The 20,508-nt window shown below is 46.0% G+C and carries 18 protein-coding genes; 6 read left to right on the top strand and 12 right to left on the bottom strand.

Annotated elements, in window-relative coordinates:
- The first annotated feature begins 145 nt into the window (after window positions 1-145).
- The gene (locus G9G53_RS01785; protein WP_029516385.1) at window positions 146-1,147 is read left to right on the top strand and encodes a lipoate--protein ligase; all 1,002 of its coding nucleotides are present in this window, start codon (window positions 146-148) and stop codon (window positions 1,145-1,147) included.
- A 162-nt stretch (window positions 1,148-1,309) separates the two neighbouring features.
- Window positions 1,310-2,110 carry a Cof-type HAD-IIB family hydrolase gene (locus G9G53_RS01780; RefSeq protein ID WP_029516384.1) on the top strand — a complete coding sequence of 267 codons (801 nt, stop codon included), beginning with the start codon at window positions 1,310-1,312 and terminating at the stop codon, window positions 2,108-2,110.
- Window positions 2,111-2,249: 139 nt separating this feature from the next.
- Here G9G53_RS01780 and G9G53_RS01775 read toward each other — a convergent pair whose 3' ends face one another.
- Window positions 2,250-3,161: a DMT family transporter gene (locus G9G53_RS01775; RefSeq protein ID WP_029516383.1), complete on the bottom strand. Its 912-nt coding sequence runs from the start codon at window positions 3,159-3,161 to the stop codon at window positions 2,250-2,252.
- A gap of 132 nt (window positions 3,162-3,293) precedes the next feature.
- On the opposite strand from G9G53_RS01775, the gene G9G53_RS01770 reads away from it, so the two are divergent.
- A complete protein-coding gene (locus tag G9G53_RS01770) occupies window positions 3,294-4,787 on the top strand; it encodes an aminotransferase-like domain-containing protein (RefSeq protein ID WP_069012424.1) in 1,494 nt (497 codons plus the stop codon).
- 15 nt (window positions 4,788-4,802) lie between these two features.
- Here G9G53_RS01770 and G9G53_RS01765 read toward each other — a convergent pair whose 3' ends face one another.
- Window positions 4,803-5,573, bottom strand: coding sequence for an MBL fold metallo-hydrolase (locus G9G53_RS01765; protein ID WP_029516381.1), 771 nt, complete (start codon window positions 5,571-5,573; stop codon window positions 4,803-4,805).
- 189 nt (window positions 5,574-5,762) lie between these two features.
- Complete coding sequence (locus tag G9G53_RS01760) at window positions 5,763-6,824, bottom strand: sulfate/molybdate ABC transporter ATP-binding protein (protein ID WP_029516380.1); 1,062 nt, start codon at window positions 6,822-6,824, stop codon at window positions 5,763-5,765.
- A gap of 221 nt (window positions 6,825-7,045) precedes the next feature.
- Here G9G53_RS01760 and G9G53_RS01755 point away from each other — a divergent pair, with 221 nt between their 5' ends.
- The gene (locus G9G53_RS01755; RefSeq protein WP_165144922.1) at window positions 7,046-7,447 is read left to right on the top strand and encodes a secondary thiamine-phosphate synthase enzyme YjbQ; all 402 of its coding nucleotides are present in this window, start codon (window positions 7,046-7,048) and stop codon (window positions 7,445-7,447) included.
- Between the two features lie 173 nt (window positions 7,448-7,620).
- Here the strand turns inward: G9G53_RS01755 and G9G53_RS01750 are convergent, their stop codons facing one another.
- The 3 genes from G9G53_RS01750 to G9G53_RS01740 form a co-directional block, all read right to left on the bottom strand.
- Complete coding sequence (locus G9G53_RS01750) at window positions 7,621-8,202, bottom strand: TetR/AcrR family transcriptional regulator (protein WP_029516378.1); 582 nt, start codon at window positions 8,200-8,202, stop codon at window positions 7,621-7,623.
- Between the two features lie 5 nt (window positions 8,203-8,207).
- Complete coding sequence (locus G9G53_RS01745; protein ID WP_023987635.1) at window positions 8,208-8,840, bottom strand: YigZ family protein; 633 nt, start codon at window positions 8,838-8,840, stop codon at window positions 8,208-8,210.
- A 148-nt stretch (window positions 8,841-8,988) separates the two neighbouring features.
- Window positions 8,989-10,344: a glucose-6-phosphate isomerase gene (locus G9G53_RS01740; RefSeq protein ID WP_013369975.1), complete on the bottom strand. Its 1,356-nt coding sequence runs from the start codon at window positions 10,342-10,344 to the stop codon at window positions 8,989-8,991.
- 250 nt (window positions 10,345-10,594) lie between these two features.
- Between G9G53_RS01740 and G9G53_RS01735 the strand changes: the two genes are divergently transcribed.
- Window positions 10,595-11,494, top strand: coding sequence for an NAD(P)-dependent oxidoreductase (locus G9G53_RS01735; RefSeq protein ID WP_029516376.1), 900 nt, complete (start codon window positions 10,595-10,597; stop codon window positions 11,492-11,494).
- A 108-nt stretch (window positions 11,495-11,602) separates the two neighbouring features.
- On the opposite strand, the gene ppnP is transcribed toward G9G53_RS01735, so the two are convergent.
- The 4 genes from ppnP to G9G53_RS01715 form a co-directional block, all read right to left on the bottom strand.
- On the bottom strand, window positions 11,603-11,917 hold the full coding sequence (ppnP, locus tag G9G53_RS01730; protein ID WP_013309288.1) for a pyrimidine/purine nucleoside phosphorylase: 315 nt from the start codon (window positions 11,915-11,917) through the stop codon (window positions 11,603-11,605).
- 214 nt (window positions 11,918-12,131) lie between these two features.
- Window positions 12,132-14,177 (bottom strand): transketolase, encoded by a 2,046-nt coding sequence (gene tkt / locus G9G53_RS01725; RefSeq protein WP_029516375.1) that lies wholly within the window; start codon window positions 14,175-14,177, stop codon window positions 12,132-12,134.
- 414 nt (window positions 14,178-14,591) lie between these two features.
- A complete protein-coding gene (gene purU / locus G9G53_RS01720; RefSeq protein WP_023987631.1) occupies window positions 14,592-15,491 on the bottom strand; it encodes a formyltetrahydrofolate deformylase in 900 nt (299 codons plus the stop codon).
- Between the two features lie 22 nt (window positions 15,492-15,513).
- Window positions 15,514-16,641: a deoxyribonuclease IV gene (locus G9G53_RS01715; RefSeq protein ID WP_029516373.1), complete on the bottom strand. Its 1,128-nt coding sequence runs from the start codon at window positions 16,639-16,641 to the stop codon at window positions 15,514-15,516.
- Window positions 16,642-17,058: 417 nt separating this feature from the next.
- Between G9G53_RS01715 and G9G53_RS01710 the strand changes: the two genes are divergently transcribed.
- Complete coding sequence (locus G9G53_RS01710; protein ID WP_029516372.1) at window positions 17,059-17,973, top strand: TIGR01777 family oxidoreductase; 915 nt, start codon at window positions 17,059-17,061, stop codon at window positions 17,971-17,973.
- A gap of 74 nt (window positions 17,974-18,047) precedes the next feature.
- Here the strand turns inward: G9G53_RS01710 and G9G53_RS01705 are convergent, their stop codons facing one another.
- Window positions 18,048-19,850 carry a DUF6382 domain-containing protein gene (locus G9G53_RS01705; protein WP_165144919.1) on the bottom strand — a complete coding sequence of 601 codons (1,803 nt, stop codon included), beginning with the start codon at window positions 19,848-19,850 and terminating at the stop codon, window positions 18,048-18,050.
- A 63-nt stretch (window positions 19,851-19,913) separates the two neighbouring features.
- Window positions 19,914-20,426, bottom strand: coding sequence for an A24 family peptidase (locus G9G53_RS01700; protein WP_029516370.1), 513 nt, complete (start codon window positions 20,424-20,426; stop codon window positions 19,914-19,916).
- Window positions 20,427-20,508: the final 82 nt, after the last annotated feature.

Raw genomic sequence — 20,508 nt, 5'->3', positions numbered from 1 at the left:
CCGCCCGTTTCCAATCATTTAGCTCCATTATGAGGCTGCTTTTTGCGTCCCGTCAATGCAAATGAGCTTTTGTACATGGCTCACTTGGGTTACAATAGAAGGAGGCACACATAAAATTACACAGTTTATATACGGAGGAATGGACATGCTGTTCATCGACAACCAAGGGATACACGATCCAGCCATTAATCTTGCTATTGAGGAATACGCGCTCAAGCATCTACCGCTGGACGACAGCTATTTGCTGTTTTACATTAATCAGCCTTCTATTATTATAGGCAAGCATCAAAATACCATTGAAGAAATCAACGCCGAGTTTGTCAGAGATAACAATATTCAAGTCGTTCGTCGCCTGTCCGGCGGCGGTGCTGTATATCATGACCTCGGTAATTTAAATTTCAGTTTTATTACCAAGGATAACGGGGAGTCCTTTCATAATTTCCTCAAATTTACGCAACCTGTGATTGATGCTCTGCGCCAAATGGGAGTAGAAGCTGAAATGACAGGCCGCAACGATCTGCAGGTCGGAGAACGTAAAATTTCAGGAAACGCCCAATTTGCCACACGCGGACGTATGTTCAGCCACGGTACATTGATGTTTAACCTGAATCTGGACAATGTGGCTGCATCACTGCATGCCAATCCCGAAAAATTCAAATCCAAAAGCACTAAATCTGTCCGCAGTCGCGTAGCTAACATCAGCGAACTGATGGACCGTGAGATGACCATAGAGCAATTTCGCGAGGAACTGTTGCGTTTCATATTCGGATCAGAATTGGATCAAGTACCTCAATATAAGCTCACCGATACCGATTGGGCCAAAATCCATGAAATATCCAAAGAACGTTACCAATCGTGGGATTGGAACTACGGTCTATCCCCCGAGAGCAATATAAAGCACACACGTAAATTTCCAGTCGGTATTATTGATATCCGCATGGATCTTAAGGAAGGCTACATTCGTGATATTAAAATCTATGGGGATTTCTTCGGTGTGGGTGACGTTGCTGATATTGAAAATATCCTGCGCGGCAAGCGTTATGATGAAGGTGAGGTACGTCAAGCCTTATCCTCTCTCGATTTGAAGCACTATTTTGGTAATATTGAGTTGGACGATTTTGTTGGACTTGTATTTTTGGAAGACTAACCGTTACTTTTTCCCATCGTTTCAAACCAATACTTCAGTGGTTATAAGGGGACAGGCTCTTATAGGAGCCGTCCCCTTTTCCTTGCGATATTGTCATTTTGAATATTATAAGATACAATTTTAGCATTGCCCCATGATAGAGATAAAGGAGAGAATACCGATATGTATAAATTAATTGCCATTGATATTGATGATACACTCATTAACGACCAAAAAGAAGTTACACCAGCGACACAACAGGCATTAGAAGCTGCTGTAGCGAAAGGTGTGGTGGTTACCCTCGCTACTGGACGAGCTTATGCCTCTGCACACAAAATTGCTCGCCAGACTGGTTTGAACGTGCCGATCATTACGTATCAAGGAGCTTTGGTTAAAAACCTGCTGGACGAAAACGTGCTGTATGAGCGTTATGTTCCACTCGTGGCTGCACGTCGTCTGTATGAATTCTGCGTGGAACGCAATCTGCATCTACAAACGTATATTGATGACAAATTGTACACACGTGAAGATAATCAGAAAATCAAAGATTACACGGAGCTGAACAACACGGAATATTTTGTAGAGCCTGTATTCAGTAAAGTTATAGAGCAGCCGGCTCCTAAATTGCTGATTATCGACGAGCCGGAAGTGTTGGATGAATTAATTCCTGAACTTCGCGTACTGCTTGGCAATGAAGTTCACATTACAAAATCCAAGCCTCACTTTCTGGAAATTATGCACCATGAAGGCACCAAGGGTCACGCGCTTACCTTCCTTGCAAACCATTTTGGCTGTGAACTGTCGGAAACGATTGCCATCGGCGACTCTTGGAACGACCATGAAATGCTTGAATGCGCTGGTCTCGGCATAGCGATGGAGAATGCCATTCCTGATTTGAAGAAGCTGGCTGATTACATCACTCGCAGCAATAACGAAGATGGTGTTAAGCACGCCATCGACAAATTCGTACTCAATGTTGAATAAGCAAAAAGTGCCTGCTCCCATAATTCTTAAATGAAGTAATACAACAACAAAGCCTCCAAACTGTCGCATGATCAGTAACATACGACAGTTTGGAGGCCTTTTCTGTCAGATCATATAATAACCTGACCGCTATAAAATATCAGGCAGCAGAACGTAACTTACGCCTGTTCACCAAACGGATAATTCCATTGTTCATAAGGATTAGTCCGGTCACAATGAGCAGCACCCCAACCAGCATCCACCAGCTTACATGCTCTCCATACAACAACGCTCCCAAGCCCACCGCAATCGGCGGTGATATATACAGCCACGTCGTCGGAAACAGGGGATTTGTACGCTCCATGAGCCAGTAGAACAGTGTATGTGCAATCATCGAACCAAACAGGATCAGATAGAGTAAAGACCCCATGGCAGGAAGGTACTGCCACCCCTCAGAACTCCACGGTTCCGTGATCGCAGACAGTAACAGCAGCATCCATCCCCCATGGATCATTTGCGCCGCATTCAGGGCAATCGGGTTCGTTTCACGAAATACATCCATCACTCGCTTGGAATAAAGAGCTCCCCCTGAATAACACAGCTCCCCCAGCAAAATAACAAGGCATCCCGCCAGCCACAGACCACTGATCTGAACCGCCAATCCGGGCAGCACAACCAGCACCACACCAAGAAAGCTGATCATGCAGCCAACGACCGTAATCCGTGACGTTTTTTGCCGTAGCAGTACAGATTGCAAAATGACGATCATCATCGGCCCAGTAGCTGACAGAATAGCTCCGATCCCGGAGCTGACATATTGCTCTGCCCAATACAAGGCCGAAAAGGTACCGAAGGTGGTTCCTGCTCCAATCAGCAACATTTCCTTACGCCATAATAACGACCATTTCACCTTTCCGGTCAGCTTCATAGCAATAAATAATATCGCACCTGCGGCGAAAAAACGTACCCCTGCCGATAAAAACGGCGGAAGCCCGGCTTCCACTCCCACTTTTATGGCCAAAAACGTTGTGCCAAAAATAAGACACATTACTGTAAACGCGATCCCAATCATGATACGTCCCTCTCCCTTCAGTTGCTTTTAAGCATACAGGGAGACGAACAGAACAGTTGTATAACTACAGAACAGTTGTATACGTTTTTGAAGTGCTATATAGTACAATACACACAAAGGAGCGTGGATAGCATGGGTAAGAACAACAGCGAACTACTTTTTCCAGCCGATCATGCCTTAAAGCTGTATGAGCAGGTTATCCATTATGTAACTGTGCGGATCGATCGCGGGGATTGGCAAACAGACATGAAGCTGCCGTCCGTACGAAGCTTGGCTCAGGAGCTGGGTGTACATCGGCTAACTGTTTTCCGGGCATATCAGGAGTTGAAGCAACGAGGACTGGTCTATGTAAGGGACAAATCAGGATATTACGTTCATGCTTCCCAAGCGACTGGACATGCAAAATATGCTGGCTACTCGAGACATACGTCCATAGACCTCACGATTCACTCCAAATCTGCCCATGCGGCAGATGATCCGTCAGTTTCAGCCTGGAGAGGAATGGATGGACTTACCCGCGTTCAATCAGTGAATGCGAATTTCCAGTTTTCCAAAGCGCTGATTGACCCCTCTCTCCTGCCCAACCGATTTTGGGGAGAGCTGATGATGCAGGTTTTTGAAAAGCATCCGAAAGTAGCAGCCACCTATTCCGCTGTACAGGGTGATACCGAGCTTCGGGAGGCCATGGCGCAGCATTTTAGCGTGGATAAGCATTTTGCTTTATCACCGGATGAAGTGATGATTACCTCGGGAGCACAGCAAGCCATTGATTTAATTGCCCGATCTCTGCTCCATACAGGAGACCGTGTATTGATCGAACGCCCTGCTTATGGTCCTGCCATGGAAATATTCCGCAGACAAGGCGCACGTCTGACCATGACCGATATTCGACCAGAAGGATATGATATGGACCAGATTGAGTGGTGCATGAAAACGGAAAAACCACGTCTCTTTTATATGAATCCGACATTCCACAACCCGACGGGCTTTACGGTCCCCGATGAGCAACGCAAACGACTGCCTGAACTAGCCGAGCGCTACGGCTGCCTCATTGTTGAGGATGACAGCACCTATGACATCAGCTTTGGGCAAAAGCCTCCTTCTCCGATTTTCGCCTATGATGTTTCGGGAAGCGTCGTCTACATTCGAAGTTACAGTAAATATGTCGCACCCGGTCTACGAATCGCAGCCGTGACCTGCCGACCACAGCTCATGAACAGCCTGCTCAACGTCAAAGCGTTGGTGGACAATGGATCGCCACTGCTGAATCAAAAGCTATTTTTAGAATACTTTCAATCTCCACGTATGCAGCAGCATATTAAAAAACTATGTATCGCGCTCCAGATTCGTAAGGAAACGATGGAAGACAGTCTCCGCGATTCCGGTTGGACATGGACCAGCCCAGCGGGAGGACTCAACCTGTGGCTCCAGCTGCCTTCTACGTTGAAACCTAATGAATTACTTGCCAAAAGTGTACAAGAATCTGTATCCTTTGTCCCCGGCAATGTATTTGATCCCATCGGCGCAGAGGGTAAAACGCATGTACGACTGTCCTATTCATACGCCAACGAGCTACAAATCAAAGAAGGAATCTCCGCCCTTCTACGTATCAGTCGAACGATGTAAAGGTAAAATGCACCTTTATTCTAACGGCAAACTCATGCCGGTGTGTGCCAAACTAATCCCTTCCAGAAGCCCATAGTTGCGTGTGACATCCACATCATGGGACATATGTGTAAATACTGTGCTTTGGGGTTTAAGCCTTCCTATAAGCTCCTGAGCCTCCAGCATGTCGTATACGGAACGGGTGGCATACTCGGCCTCCTCATGATAAAAACTCGTTCCCAGGACGAGCAGATTCAGATTGTGCAAGGGGAGAATTTCCGCCTCATTTAATCCAATCGAATCCGAACAGTAGGCCCACGAGAAGCCGTCCTTTTCCAGGCGATAAGCGTAGGCATATCCGTTCTTCCCGTGATTCACACGCCATCCCCGGATATTCCACCCGCCAAGTTGGGCTCCCTGATCTACTGGAATAAGATCCAAATTTCCAGAGAGCCAGGAAAATTGCCGCAAGATCGTGTCGATCACTTCCTGTGGCGCGTACAATCGACCTCTGTTCCCAGTCCAGCGACAGGCATCTGCCCATTCTGGTAATCCTCCAATATGGTCAAAATGTGCATGTGTCACAAGGATCGTAGGGATAAAACGCAGATCGCGTAATTCTAGCTGTCTGCGCCAGTCCGGGCCACAATCAATCATAAAGTCCTCCGTCTCGCTTTCGATCAGCACAGACGATCTCAATCTTATGTTCGCCCCTGTCGTGCGAGCTTCTGTGCATACGAGACAATCACAATATACACGCGGAACCCCCATTGCATCCCCCGTGCCAAGAAAAATAAGCCGATTCATGGTTTAACTCCTATCTATTTGGGTCTTTTTACTACTATTATAACGAACAGACCGATTCTACGTAAATCATCTGCATAAATCCTTCCAGCGTCCAACGCCAAAAGGAGCATGCCCAAAGCCGTGAAATCAGGCTAGACATCCCCCCAAGCGTGATCATATATATTTGAGAATTTTGCAAAAGCCTGATTTTTAAATGATGATAGGCATGGGATCTTCCTTCAGGCGGTTTTCCACCATCCAGCTGGACTGGTCATTATATAGATAGGCTCGATGCACCAACACTCGCACCTGCTGACCAGGTTCCAGCGTAGACTTCTCCAGCGAACGGTACGTCATGAGACGATGGTCCCCAACTTGTACTTCAACCATCCACTCACTTCCACGAAAATGCAAATGCTTCACTACGCCTTCCTCGGTCGCCGACAGAAGCGTAAATTCCTCGCTTGGCCCGACATCAATATACTCCGGACGGATCAAGGCACGTGTTCCCACTCCAGCAGCTTCTTCGAAGCCTTTGAGACTGCCTGCCTGTTCAATCACCGTAGATTCCCCAATGAAGGAAGCCACGAACGGGGTACCCGGTTTTTTATAAATATCCCAAGGCGTTCCCTTCTGCTCCAGTCGTCCCTGATTAATCACCATAATTTCATCCGCTACTTCAATCGCCTCATCCTGATCATGGGTGACAAAAATTGAAGTAATGCCCACCCGCTCAATCAACTCTCGCAGCCAGGTGCGCAGCTCCTGACGAATCTTGGCATCAATAGCTGCAAAAGGCTCATCCAACAGCAGCAATTGAGGCTCTGGTGCCAAAGCACGCGCAAAAGCAACTCGCTGTCGCTGTCCACCTGACAACTGATGCGGATAACGATGCTCAAATCCTTTGAGCCCCGTTAGTTCGACCAACTCCGTGACCCGTTCCTTGATACGGGTTTTGGAGCTTTTTTTCACTTTCAGACCAAAGGCAATATTGTCGTAGACGCTCATGTGCTTGAACAAAGCATAGTTTTGAAATACAAATCCGATTCCACGTTCCTGCGGGGACAGCTCGTTTACCCTTTTTCCATGAAAATGAATTTCTCCCGCATCCGGTTGCTCCAGACCCGCCAAAATGCGAAGAATGGAGGTTTTCCCCCCACCACTTGGACCGAGTAAGCCAATAAGATGGCCCGCCTGAATATCAAAAGATACGTCCTTTACTGCATGAAAATTACCGAAATGCTTGTTTAATCCTCTTACTTCCACATGCATATCCGTACACTTCCTTTCCGCTTCTGGACCTGTTCAGGAACAGCAGCAGCCTTGCTTACCGCAAAGCACGTACCTCATTTAAAATCATTTAATTATTCCAATGCATATACTATGTTTTTTCTTATGTGATACTTTATCAAAGGAAAGTAATTTTCGTCAACTCTATATATTATCTTAGGAATTAAAAGGGTAAAGTATTAAGAAGAAAGGAGATGGAGTTATTGTTGCATACTTTAGAAATATCTACTACACAGCGAGATGAAATACGCGATATTACACGAGAGGTTGCTTCATTGATCGAAAAAAGCGGGGTGCAACAAGGAACCGCACTTGTTTATTGTCCACACACGACAGCCGGCATCGCCATTAATGAAAATGCAGACCCAGATGTCAAACATGATGTGATGTTAAGACTAGATGAAGTCTATCCGTGGGAGCATCCCCAATATCGCCATATGGAGGGAAATACAGCGTCCCACCTAAAATCCATCACGACAGGCCCCTCACAAACGATCATCATCCATGATGGAAAGCTGTTGCTCGGACGATGGCAGGGACTTTATTTTTGTGAATTCGACGGACCACGCAGACGTCAATACCATGTGAAAATCATGAAGGGCTGACGGAAACGGGTAAAAAAACAGACCATGATGTTTTCCTACTGGATGCATCATCGTCTGTTAAATTCTTAGTCGCTTTCGCAAAGTACCGTAATGATAAGTCACCGTCATGAAGTGCATACACCTAGAAAAGCGCCCTACATGTTCATGGGTGAAGCGTGTGAATGCAGGTACGCTCATAGGTGTCTGCACAGCAGCTTTACATGTGCTAAAGCAGCGGGCCTAATTTCTTCAAATGTTAAACCGTCCTGAATATAAAAGGATACAAAGCCATGCATGGATAAAAACAGACTTTTCGGTACCCTTGAGCAATCTTCCTCCGAATGCCCCTGACCACTCAATTCTTGACGGATCATGGATGCAAATAGTTCGACACAACGGTTTTGCTCTGTGCGACAGTATGCAAATAGTTCTTCATCGTGCATCATGAACATAATTTCGTATTGATATGGATTTTCCAAACCAAAACGGATAAATTCCAGCATCAAGTACTCTAGTCTGCTCAAGCCATCATCAGGTGTGCCTGTTGCTGCTTGCAGTAGAATCCCACGCAATGTATTAAAATCTTCAATCACAATGGCATAGAACAGTTCAGCCTTCTCTTTAAAATGATAGTATAACGAACCATGACTGTAACCCAGATGCTGGCCAATGCTGCGCATTGAAATCGCACGGTAGCCCTTGGTAATAAACAAGTGCCTGGCCGCTTCCAGAATCCGCCCTCTTGACAACTCCTGTTCTACTGCTCTTCTAGCCATATTATTTATTCCCCTTCAATAAAGTAAAGCTGCTCTCCCTCCGACACAAGCGATTGCCCCTGCGTCAAGTCTGTTATCCAGTTGCTAAAGGATTCCGCATCACCAGCCAGCGGCAGACAGGTTAAGGTAACTTTATCCGTAAACATTGTTTCTCCAGTGCGGATGCTGCGATTGCGTAATTCATTTTCCACTTTGCCCAACCAGGTATAATCCAATTCTACAAAAACTTCACGATGCAGCACACGCGTAATTGCATCCCCTGCCTCGATTGCTGCAACAGCACCATCTGAATACGCGCGAATCAGACCGCCTGCTCCCAGCAAAATCCCACCAAAGTAACGGGTAACAACAATAGCGACATTTTTCAGCTTCTGGTTGCGGATTACCTCCAAAATAGGCTTTCCAGCCGTACCGCTCGGTTCTCCGTCATCCGATTGCTTTTGGATTTCGTCTCTTTCCCCAATCATGTAAGCAGAACAATTATGGGTAGCGTTCCAATGCTCTTTTTTGATGCGCTCTATGAAAGCAGTTGCTTCTTCCTCAGTTTGAACAGGCTGAATGTGGCCGATAAAACGGGATTTTCGAATCACAATTTCCTTGTTGCCGGCACCGCGTACGGTTCGGTATTGTTCCAACATACACGTATAACCTTCCTTACTTCATTTTACAAGAAAGCAGTCCCCCGCTTCTGGCAGCTGGTGAACTGCTTTCCTGTACTTTAATTGATGCTATACACTATAACACTTCTGACCGAAATCCTGTTTCGCATCAGAGATTACAGCACTCTTATTCAGACAATCTCGCTTCAAGCTCAGCTTTTTCTTTTTCGAAGCCTGGTTTGCCGAGCAGCGCAAACATGTTCTTCTTGTAAGCTTCTACGCCCGGTTGATCGAACGGATTTACGCCCAACAGGTAGCCGCTGATGCCGCAAGCTTTTTCGAAGAAATAAGCAAGATAGCCGAAAGAGTAAGGGCTCAAGTCAGGAATATTTACAATCAAGTTCGGTACTTGTCCGTCTGTGTGAGCCAGCAATGTACCTTGGAATGCTTTTTTGTTTACAAAATCCACAGTTTTGCCTGCCAGGAAATTCAGTCCGTCCAGATCATCCTCATCTGCTTCGATGGTGATGTGACTAGGTACATTTTCTACTTGGATTACCGTTTCGAAAATATTGCGGCTGCCTTCCTGAATGAATTGTCCCATGGAGTGCAGGTCTGTCGAGAAATCAACAGAAGCAGGATAAATGCCTTTGTAATCCTTGCCTTCGCTTTCTCCGTACAACTGTTTCCACCACTCGGATACAAAATGAAGAGACGGCTCATAGTTTACGAGAATTTCAATTGCTTTACCTTTGCGGTACAAAGCGTTACGAACGGCTGCATATTGATAAGCCTCGTTCTCAGCTACATTCGGGTTGCTGTATTCTTTGGAAGCGTCTGCCGCCCCCTGCATCATTTCTTCGATGTTAATGCCTGCAGTAGCAATCGGCAACAAGCCTACTGCTGTCAGCACGGAGTAACGACCACCCACATCATCAGGTATAATGAAGGATTCGTAGCCTTCTTCGTTAGCCAGTTTTTTCAAAGCGCCACGTTCTTTATCGGTCGTTGCATAAATACGTTTGCGCGCTTCTTCTTTACCGTATTTTTTCTCCAGAGCTGCACGGAATACGCGGAATGCGATAGCTGGCTCTGTTGTCGTACCTGATTTGGAAATGACGTTCACAGAGAAGTCTTTACCTTCAATCAGTTCCAACAGATGATTCACATATGTAGAGCTGATGTTGTTGCCTGCAAAATAGATAGCTGGGCCCTTGCGTTGATCTTTAGGCAGTGCATTGTAGAAAGAATGCGACAGCATTTCGATCGCAGCACGTGCTCCAAGGTAAGAACCGCCGATACCGATTACGATCAGTACTTCGGAATCGCTTTGAATTTTAGCAGCAGCCTTTTGGATGCGCGCAAACTCTTCTTTATCATAATTGGTAGGCAGGTCGATCCAACCTAAGAAATCGGAACCTACACCGGTTTGGTTGTGCAGTTGCTCATGAGCCAGCTTGATAGGCTCTGCAAAATAATCAATTTCGTGCTGACCTACAAAGGAGAGAGCTTTAGTGTAATCAAAAATAACTTTTTTAGACATGTTTGGAACCTCCTGTTTGGTATTACTAAGACCATGAATACGAACATAAGGACTTAGGAATAGGATACTTTAATTTGCTGGGCCTGACAAGCTTGCGTTACCTATGTATCCTGTGCTTGACAGCCCCTCCTGTAGATAGGGTAGCATGCCCATGCTACAATTAACTGAGATCAACCTGTTTCAATATTCAATTCAGGGCCGACTCGCATCTGCATCGGACGGCAACTTCCAACAAGAAAGGTGATTAGCAATGAAAAACATCGGATTTATCGGACTGGGCACCATGGGCGCCCCGATGGCATCCAATCTGCTAAAGCAGGGATTCGGAGTCACAGTTTATAATCGCACCGCTTCGCGCTGCGAGCCACTGGAAGAGCAAGGCGCACGTACAGCTTCAACCCCTCGTGAAGCAGCTGAAGGTCAGCACTTGGTCATTACCATGGTCAGTGATGATCATTCCATTCGTGACATCTATTACGGCGAAGACGGTGTGTTTGCCGGCCTTACGGCTGGCATGACCGTGATGGACAACAGCACGATTTCACCTGAGCTGGTCAAACAACTAGCCGCCGAAGCGGACAAGCTGGGCTGTTCCTTCATTGATGCTCCCGTAACAGGCAGTAAGCCTGCCGCTGTAGACGGCACACTCGTGTTCATGGTTGGTGGTAATGCAGAAGCCATTGCGGCACAATCAGATGTTTTTGATACCCTGGGCAAAAAGGTACTTCATATGGGACCTAATGGAAGCGGGGCCGTAGCCAAGCTCGCTCATAATACGATGGTCGGTATTCATAACCTCGCTCTGGCTGAAGGCTTTGCTATCGCGGCTAAATCCGGCATCCCGGCAGACAGCTTCCTTGAATTGGTACAACTCGGATCGGCAGGCAGCAAGGCCGCTGACCTGAAAGGGCGCAAAATCATTGAGCATGATTTTAGCAACCAGTTCTCACTTGCCTTGATGCTTAAGGACTTGAAGCTTGCTTCCTCACTAACAGACAGCCTGTCCATCCCCGCACCTATGTTATCCATTGCCAAAAGCCTATTTCAAGCCGGGCAAACGCAAGGCTACGGCGACGAGGACCTATCCGCTGTCGTGAAGACATACGAAGCATGGATTGGCCGCACCATTGGTGGTCAACCTCTCGAATAAGCTGTACCTTTCTGTGTAACTATACTGCTGTGCTTGTGTACATATGGCATAGCTTTAGGGTAAGCACACTTAGCTTGAAGGCTGAGTGTGCTTACCCGTTTTAGCTTACTATTCGGGATAAGAACAGCAATAATCAGTTACACTTCGTACTTCCAGCTTGAAGGAAGACTTTGCAGGTACGTGAAAGGTTGCTGTCCCTTGTATTTCCAGCCATTCCTCAGTACCTGGAAGTAACACTCTCAGATCCCCTGCCAAAATCTCCATAATCTCACGGGAATCCGTGCCGAACTCGTACGTTCCTGGCAGCATAATCCCCAGTGTAACCTTACTACCGTCACCCAGGATGACTGTACGGCTTGTAACCTGACCATCGTAATAAACGTTTGCTTTTTTAACTACGCTTACTCCATCAAACTGTGTCATTCGTTATCCCCTCATCTGCTCTCAATGGTTGAATGAATATTGGTGCATCATAACATAGATTTGATTCCAGCTTCAGTATGAAAATACACACTGTATCACGTATACAATACACTGGAATTCCAAAGTGATCTTTTCGCAAAACATCAACTGTATGAAACAAACAGCCGTAAGCCTTACTCAGGTTACGACTGTCTGTTTTAGATGCTCCAATGTTTTATTTCAACAAAGCTTTCACACGGCTAACAACATTCTCTACTGTAAAGCCGTATTCCTTAATCACGCGATCGCCAGGTGCGGATGCGCCGAATGTACTGATACCGAGAATGTCGCCTTGGTCGCCAACATATTTTTCCCAGCCCAGTGGATATGCCATTTCTACAGCCAAACGAGCTTTCACTTCTGGCAGCAGAACGGAATCTTTGTATGCTTTGTCTTGTTTTTCGAACAGATCCCAGCTTGGGAAGCTGATAACACGTACTTGAATACCTTGTTCTGCCAGTGCTTCCTGAGCTTTAACAGCCAATTGCACTTCGGAGCCTGTAGCTAGAATTTGAGCAACTGGTTTGCCATCTGTTGCATCTGCAACCACATAAGCACCGCGTTTGATACCTTCGCGTGCATGCTCAGCACTAGCAGCCAGGATTGGCAGGTTTTGACGAGTTAATACCAGAGCAACCGGGTTTTTCTTGTTTTCCAGCGTGTAAGCCCAAGCAGCAGAAGTTTCATTACCGTCCGCTGGACGAATTACTGTCAAGTTCGGGATAATACGCAGGGAAGCCAATTGCTCGATCGGCTCATGAGTCGGACCATCTTCACCTACAGCAATACTGTCGTGAGTCAGAACGTAGGTTACAGGCAATCCCATCAGAGCTGCCAGACGAACAGCTGGACGCAGATAGTCTGTAAATACGAAGAATGTACCGCCGAATACTTTTACACCTTGGTGCAACGCCATACCGTTCATCGCAGCAGCCATACCAAATTCGCGGATACCGAAATAGATGTTACGACCGGCGTAGTCTTCTGGCGTAAAGTTCGTCAAGTTGTTCAAATGTGTCATCGTGGAGCTCTCCAGATCGGCAGATCCGCCTGTTAGGAAAGGTACGTTTGGAGCTAATCCATTCAGAGCATTACCAGAAGCTACACGAGTCGAAACGGCTTTGTCTTCAGTCGTGTACTTCGGAAGGTCACGATCCCATCCTTCTGGGAGATCGCCGTTTACAGCTGTTTCGAACTGAGCTGCCAAATCAGGGTGAGCTGCTTTGTATTTGGCGAACTGTTCATCCCATGCTTTGTTCGCTGCGATACCGCGCTCTTTTACTTTAGCAAAATGCTCGCGAACCTCTTGTGGTACGTGGAAGTCCTCTTCGTATACCCATTTGTAGAATTCTTTAGTCAGCTTGGCTTCTTCTGATCCCAGCGGGGAACCATGAGTACCGCCGTGTCCGCCTTTACCTTGTTTGTTCGGGCTTCCGTAGCCGATGACAGTTTTCACTTCAATCAGCGTAGGACGTGTCGAGTCGCCTTGCGCTTCTTCAATGGCTTTTTGGATGGCTGGAAGGTCGTTACCATCTTCTACGCGCAGTACTTGCCAGTTGTAAGCTTCAAAGCGTTTGGCAACACTCTCGGAAGAGGACAGATTAAGCTTGCCGTCCAGTGTAATATCATTGGAATCAAACAATACAATCAGCTTGCCCAGTTGTAAGCGACCAGCCAGCGAGGCAGCCTCGTGGGAAATACCCTCCATCAGATCGCCATCGCCGCAGATTGCATACGTGAAGTGATCTACAACTTTAAATTCGTCCTTATTATATGTTGCGCCCAGTTGAGCTTCAGCCATTGCCATACCTACGGACATTGCGAGACCTTGTCCCAGAGGACCGGTTGTAGCATCTACACCAGCAGTGTGGCCAAACTCAGGGTGGCCCGGTGTAAGGCTACCCCATTGACGGAATTGTTTCAGTTCTTCCATAGGAAGATCATAGCCGCTCAGGTGCAGAAGGCTGTATAGCAACATGGAACCGTGTCCTGCAGACAATACAAAACGGTCACGGTTAACCCATGTAGGTTGATCGGGATTATGATTCATCGTTTTAGCAAAAAGTTGGTATCCCATTGGCGCGGAGCCCATCGGCATACCAGGATGTCCCGAGTTTGCTTTCTCGATGGCGTCAATTGCCAACGTACGAATAGTTGTGATGGACAAATTGTCGATCGTGGAGTTTTCATCCTTTTGAATCGCTTGGTTCTGGTCAGTCATGGTTAGCCTCCTCATATTGTAAAAAGTATGTCAATTGCATTCGGTCATACTCCCCAACATCACCGCCTGATACAAAAACGATATCTGTTGAAGTGAGTGAATCTGCTTGAATGTTTCAATATGACTTATACATTCTTAAGTATTGTACCATTTGCCGTGAAAGTTTGCCAGATCGTTTATAAAGATGATTGTGGGAAATGTAGTACCGTGTCCTCATATAAATATACCCGTAATGTATTAACCTCATTTAAAAAAATATAAAATCACAAAAATATTATGTACTGACCGGCTATAAGGCTAATAATTCACATGAGGATTTTGCAAAATCCTTATATAAAAAAACAAAGCCCGTTATGCGATGGGCTTTGTTTAACAAAAAATATAGATTCACAAATTTTTTCTAAAATTTTAAGATTAGTTAAAAACGACTGTTTTGTTCTCATGAACCAGAATACGATCCTCTGCATGCCACTTCACGGCTCTTGCCAAAACGACCCGCTCTATGGTGCGACCGATCCGTTTTAGCTCATTTACATCATCTCCGTGGCTTACACGCTGCACGTCCTGCTCAATGATCGGGCCGCCGTCCAATTCTTCAGTTACATAATGCGCAGTAGCACCAATAATTTTCACACCGCGATTATAGGCTTGGGCATATGGCTTCCCACCCACGAATGCAGGCAGAAAGGAATGATGGATATTGATAATTCGGTTGCGATAATGCTCAATAAACTTGGGAGATATAATCTGCATGTAACGGGCCAAAATGATAACGTCAATGTCTTCGCCAATAACCTCTAGTTGGCGACGCTCCGCCTCCGGCTTGGTATCGGCGGTTACCGGAATATGGTGATATGGGATACCAAACGATTCCACATACTCCTTCATATCCGGATGATTACTAACCACCAATGAAATATCCGCGTCCAGATCTCCTGCCTGCCATTGCCACAGCAGTTCTACCAAACAGTGATCTTCTTTGGAAACGAAAATAGCCAGTTTTTTCTTGCGGCTAACCGCAGAAATCGTCCACTCCATACGGAATTGCTCAGCAACAGCGGCAAAATCCTGCTCCAACTGTGGCTGGGTTGCACTCAAATTCGGCAGATCAAATTCAATCCGCATAAAAAACATACCGCCCGACGGGTCCATTGTATATTGGTCAGATTGAACGATATTGGCCCCATGCTCGTACAAAAAACGGGACACGGCCGCTACAATACCTGGTCCATCTGGACAAGATACAAGCATACGCGCGCGGTTTTCATGGGCAGATAGAGTGCTATTTGGCTGATGTTTTACGTGAATTTCCATGTGGCTATTAATCCCCCTTAGCTTATACCGTCACTGGCAAATGACTGCCGGCAAACCAGGCAATCAACCGTTGATTAATGTGTTCTTCGCTCAAATCTGGAAATAGTGCTGCTTCCGTTATCATGTCATACAGACGCTCCAACGGCTCACGTGGATCGGCTTTTCTTGCTTTGGCATCATTTTTCAGCAGAGCCCAGGTGTCCAGAACAAATTTACGGACATCCACATCCTGTTTTTTGAAAAACGAATGCAATTGCTCTACCTGACCCAAAAACTCATCCCCAAAGCGCTCCTTTACATTTCCGCGAAGCAGGGCAATTTCAACCTCATACATCGGACGCTGAGTTTTGGCTTCCTTCCCAATCCATGGCGTCTCCAAAATAAACGGACGTCCTTGAAGTGCTTCATGATGCACCACATTATGAATAGTCTGATAGCCAATCCAGCCTGATCCGATCGGAGTATGGCGGTCTTTATGAGCGCCAACTGGATTTTTACTGTCATTAATGTGAACAACTGCAATGCGATTCAAGCCGACAATACGGTCGAACTGCTCCAATACACCGTCCAGATCATTTACGATATCATAACCCGCATCGTGAATGTGACAGGTGTCCATACAAACCGTAAGACGCTCGTTACGCTCTACTTTATCTATAATGGAGGCAATCTCCTCAAAGCTACGCCCCATTTCCGTTCCTTTGCCTGCCATCGTTTCAAGCGCGATGTTAACATCTGTCTCCTTCACGCCGTTCAGTACCTCGTTCAAACCATCGGCAATACGCCCGATTCCATATTCCGCATCCTTATCGGTAAAAGCGCCCGGATGCAGCACAATATTTTTCACACCTATCGCGTGTGTGCGCCGAATTTCCTCCTGAAGAAAGCTGACCGCAAGCTCATAGGTATTTTCTTTGTAAGAGCCAAGGTTGATGATATACGGGGCATGCACCACGATATCTTCCATTCCCTTCTCAGCCATTAACTGCTTGCCTTCCTCCAAATACATGGACTCCATCGGCTTACGACGCGTGTTTTGCGGTGCTCCCGTGTATATCATAAAGGAGCTGGACCCGTAAGTAGACGCTTCTTTTGTAGCGCTGAGCAGACCCTTGTCCGAGAAGGACACATGAGAACCAATTTTCAGCATGACCCTGATTCATCCCCTTATCCTGTTATGCTTGTCTTATTTTAATTTAATCATTTTAACGTGATTATTGAAATCAAACAACATAGCTTTTATGGCAACTTTCTTAAATCAGGATTTTGCAAAATTCGATTCCAGTCGCTCCAAAGTGCAATATACAGACGAACCAGACCATTTCGATCTATATATTCTTCATTGAAAGTCGCTTATTGGGCTTTTGCAAAATCCTCAAATAACTCTATTAAGGGAATACGTAGATAAAGTACACATCAGAATATATGTTAGTCAAACAGGGGTAAATAAAATCATGGATTGACACTTAACCGTATAAAGGACATTCATATGAAGTTTTTTTCTCTCGAAAAGGGTTATATTCTATAACAGATGTATTTTTTGTGAATTGGAAGGAGAGCTGGCTCCATGAACATCATCGTATGTGGAGGAACTGGATTGGTGGGGAGTGCACTGGTCAAAAGCCTGCTAGACGACGGATACACCGTGAAAGTCGTTACCCGCAAGCCACTGGTAGGACACGAAGCGAGCCCCCGCTTGCAATATATGAGCTGGAACGAATTAAAACAAAAGCCTGAAGTACTGGAAGGCACAGATGCGGTCGTTAATTTAGCAGGCGAAACGCTGAATCAGCGCTGGACGGATAAGTCCAAACAAAGAATTCTTCAATCTCGACTGCTATCTGTTGCCCGGTTGGCTCAAGCATTGAATGCTCTACAAAAAAAACCGAAAGTAATCATTCAGGCTTCTGCTGTTGCCGCCTATGGTACATCCCTGACCGAAACATTCGATGAAACGAGCCCGCGCTGTTCGGGAGATTTTCTGTCTCAGGTGGTTGAGCAATGGGAAGAAGCAGCCAATGCCTACCCTTCTGAAGCCCGTTTAATTAAGTTACGCATTAGCCTTGTGCTGGACAGAAAAAAAGGGGCATTCCCACTCATGAAGATGCCTTATAGCTTCGGATTCGGCGGCAAAATAGGTAGCGGCCATCAATGGATGAGCTGGATTCATATTGAAGATATCGTTCGTCTGATCACGTACTGCATCCATACGACGGAAATTGTCGGGGCAGTGAATGCTTCATCACCACAACCCTTGACGAACGACCAGTTTGGGAGGACAGTAGCTACGGTATATCACCGTCCGTACTGGTTTCCCGTCCCCAGCATTCTCGTTTCAAAGCTAGTTGGTGAGATGAGCACGCTAGTATTGGATGGTCAGAAGGTGATACCGCGCAAAGCGCTGGAGCACGGATTTAAGTTTCACTATCCTTCACTTAAGGACGCTCTTAAAGAACTCCATTCTTCCCAAAAACAGCATTGAATTGAAAAAGAGGAAAAGAAAGAGGCTCTGAATATAACAGGCCTCTTCTTGACATATATCCATATAACCTTCATTTATGATGCATTGGAGGATTTAAAAGAGTCCAACCGGTAAGTATAAGAAACTCCAGCGATTTTAAAAGTATCTCCATCCTTCATTGTGTACTCCTTATAAGGCACCATAGGCTCTCCATTCAGAACAGTTCCATTCGTCGAGGATAAATCCTTAACAATGTGGCTATGTTCTCCTGTAACTATGCAAAGCTCAATATGAGAACGGGAAGCTCCATCCGTATGCTCTACAAACTGAACCAGTTGCGGATCTCTCCCGATGATAAAACTGCCTGCAACGAATTGGTCTGGCTGCAACCGGATGCGCTCTGTCCCTCCACTACCTGGTGGCTTGCGATCCAGGCAAGCCATCGGTGATTGCTGCACTGGTGAAATCTGCATCTCTTGATCTGCACGAAGCAGCATCGTTTCCTGCTTAGATGCAGCATTTAGAAGCTCCGTTACCCCGGAGAGAGACTTATAATAAGCCTCGCTGGTATCACTGGCTTCCAATTCATTTCCCCGTTCCGCACCTTTCCACGATGGCTCGTGTAAGTCACAATTTGCTGAAGTTTTCTTACTATTTTCCGTAACTCGATTTCCCACGCTCTTAGATTCTGAGTTTGGAAAAGTCCATCTCCAGTCCTCCGGCCCTTGATCACTCGAATCGGAAGATTGCTTGTCTTGATGATGACGTCCCGCTACAAATCCGGTCAGCTTATCTACCTGATAACGATCATTTTTGCGCTGTGCTGGGGAAGAAGTAGTTCCTAACCATTCCGAATCCAATACAGGTACTGAATCGCTGTACATATGAGATGAAGTTCGATTGCGCTCCCATTTCCCCGTCCAGCTTATATAAGCAACAGCGGCAAGTACCAAGGTCAGCACCATGGAAATAATCAACGGTACCGTCTCTGGATGGTCCAGATAAATATAACGCCACACGATGGCCGAAGCGAGCAGACATCCGAGAGCAATGTAGGTTTTATATTTTTGCAATCCAGACTCCACATCTTCTACTTCGTTTTCTGTTACATGCTCGGAATTCTCCTCTGGTTTCACGGACGGTTTGAGCCGATTGATCCGTTTAAGCTCCTGAATCTCCTGTAGAGTTTCCCGATGCTCTCGCGCGTATGTTCCGCCACGATCCGTATAGTTCCCCTGTGAGGTATGGGCAGATAGGATAGGATCAGCTGATGAAAAAGCTCGCTCTTCCATACTTTCTGCCTGCACGCTAACACTCTCTGTACCAGCCTTCATTCCTTGCAACAGCAGTTCCTTTAGCAAACCCAATTCAAATTCATTTCTATCACACAGATCGAGTATGCGTTGTATATTTTCTCCCTGAAAGTGGGCCACACGAGTCATTAAACGAATAACCATCTGCTTAAATTGACTGCCTGTTTGCCCTGCATACTGTACACTGCGTAAAGGAACATAGGTTAAACTGGCGGTTTCCCTTGTACCTGAACCACTTAGAAAAATATAATCCTCGTGCAAAATAAACTGGCGAATATCTAACATATATTGCGGGCTGCGATGGAGGGCATCTGCCACTTCAAAAAGAATCCGGTAGAAATCAGAAGTCGACACGCCCCCACCTTTCCATAATTGGGAAAGCATGCGTTGCCCCGAAATGTCGTAATGTAACTCAATCTGAAAATCGACTTCCTTTATTCTAAGTTCCAGTAGACCGGGAATCCGATTACCAGTCATCATTCCAGTTTGTACGGAATTTAAATCATCGGTTTTGAGCCCGTCTTCCTTGTTTAGAATCATAAATGTCCCGCCGTTCCGGGCAAAATCCCTGCTTAAACCAAACAATTCATGACCTCCTTAACAATTTCCTATCTCCGTGAGGTAGCATGATCTCCCCCAGCGGACATGTCATGGCAAGAAGTAAAGATAAGCACTGATCGCCCCCGGAATGACTGCCGTCATAAAAGGAAACCTGAGGTGTGCTTCATTTCCACTGGTCAGTGCTTTTCCGCTGCGAAATAGAAAAAATCCTCCTAAATTAAAAGCTACGCGCTGCAGTCTCATGATGGTTTCCCTCTTCCATAGCAAAATCCCTATGCCAATAATACCTGCAAAAAAAATCGAATATAAAGCTGACTGCCATGCAAAAGCGGCACCTGTCCATGCTCCAATCAAGCCGAACAGCTTCACATCTCCTGCACCAACAGCTCCCATCCAGTACAAAATCAGCATGAACCCAAATCCGGTACCCAGTCCAGCAACAGCAAATAAAAAACCGTGCCACCCCCCAAATAGAGTATTGAATACTAAGCCTACCACTATGCCGGGTAATGTAAGCTTATTAGGGATTTTCATGCTACGTAAATCCGTAACTAACGCAATCGCGAGCAGAACTCCGCATACAATATACATCCACGTCAATGCGATCTTCCCCCTTTATAAAAATAGAACTAGCAGACTGCCAAATCATTTTCCATCGTAGCTATCCCTACAAGTCTATATC

The organism is Paenibacillus sp. EKM206P (assembly GCF_011066155.1).
Classification (GTDB): Bacteria; Bacillota; Bacilli; order Paenibacillales; family Paenibacillaceae; genus Paenibacillus; species Paenibacillus polymyxa_D.
The sequence above is the reverse complement of the archived record's forward strand: the minus strand, read 5'-3'. Positions and strand labels throughout refer to the sequence as shown.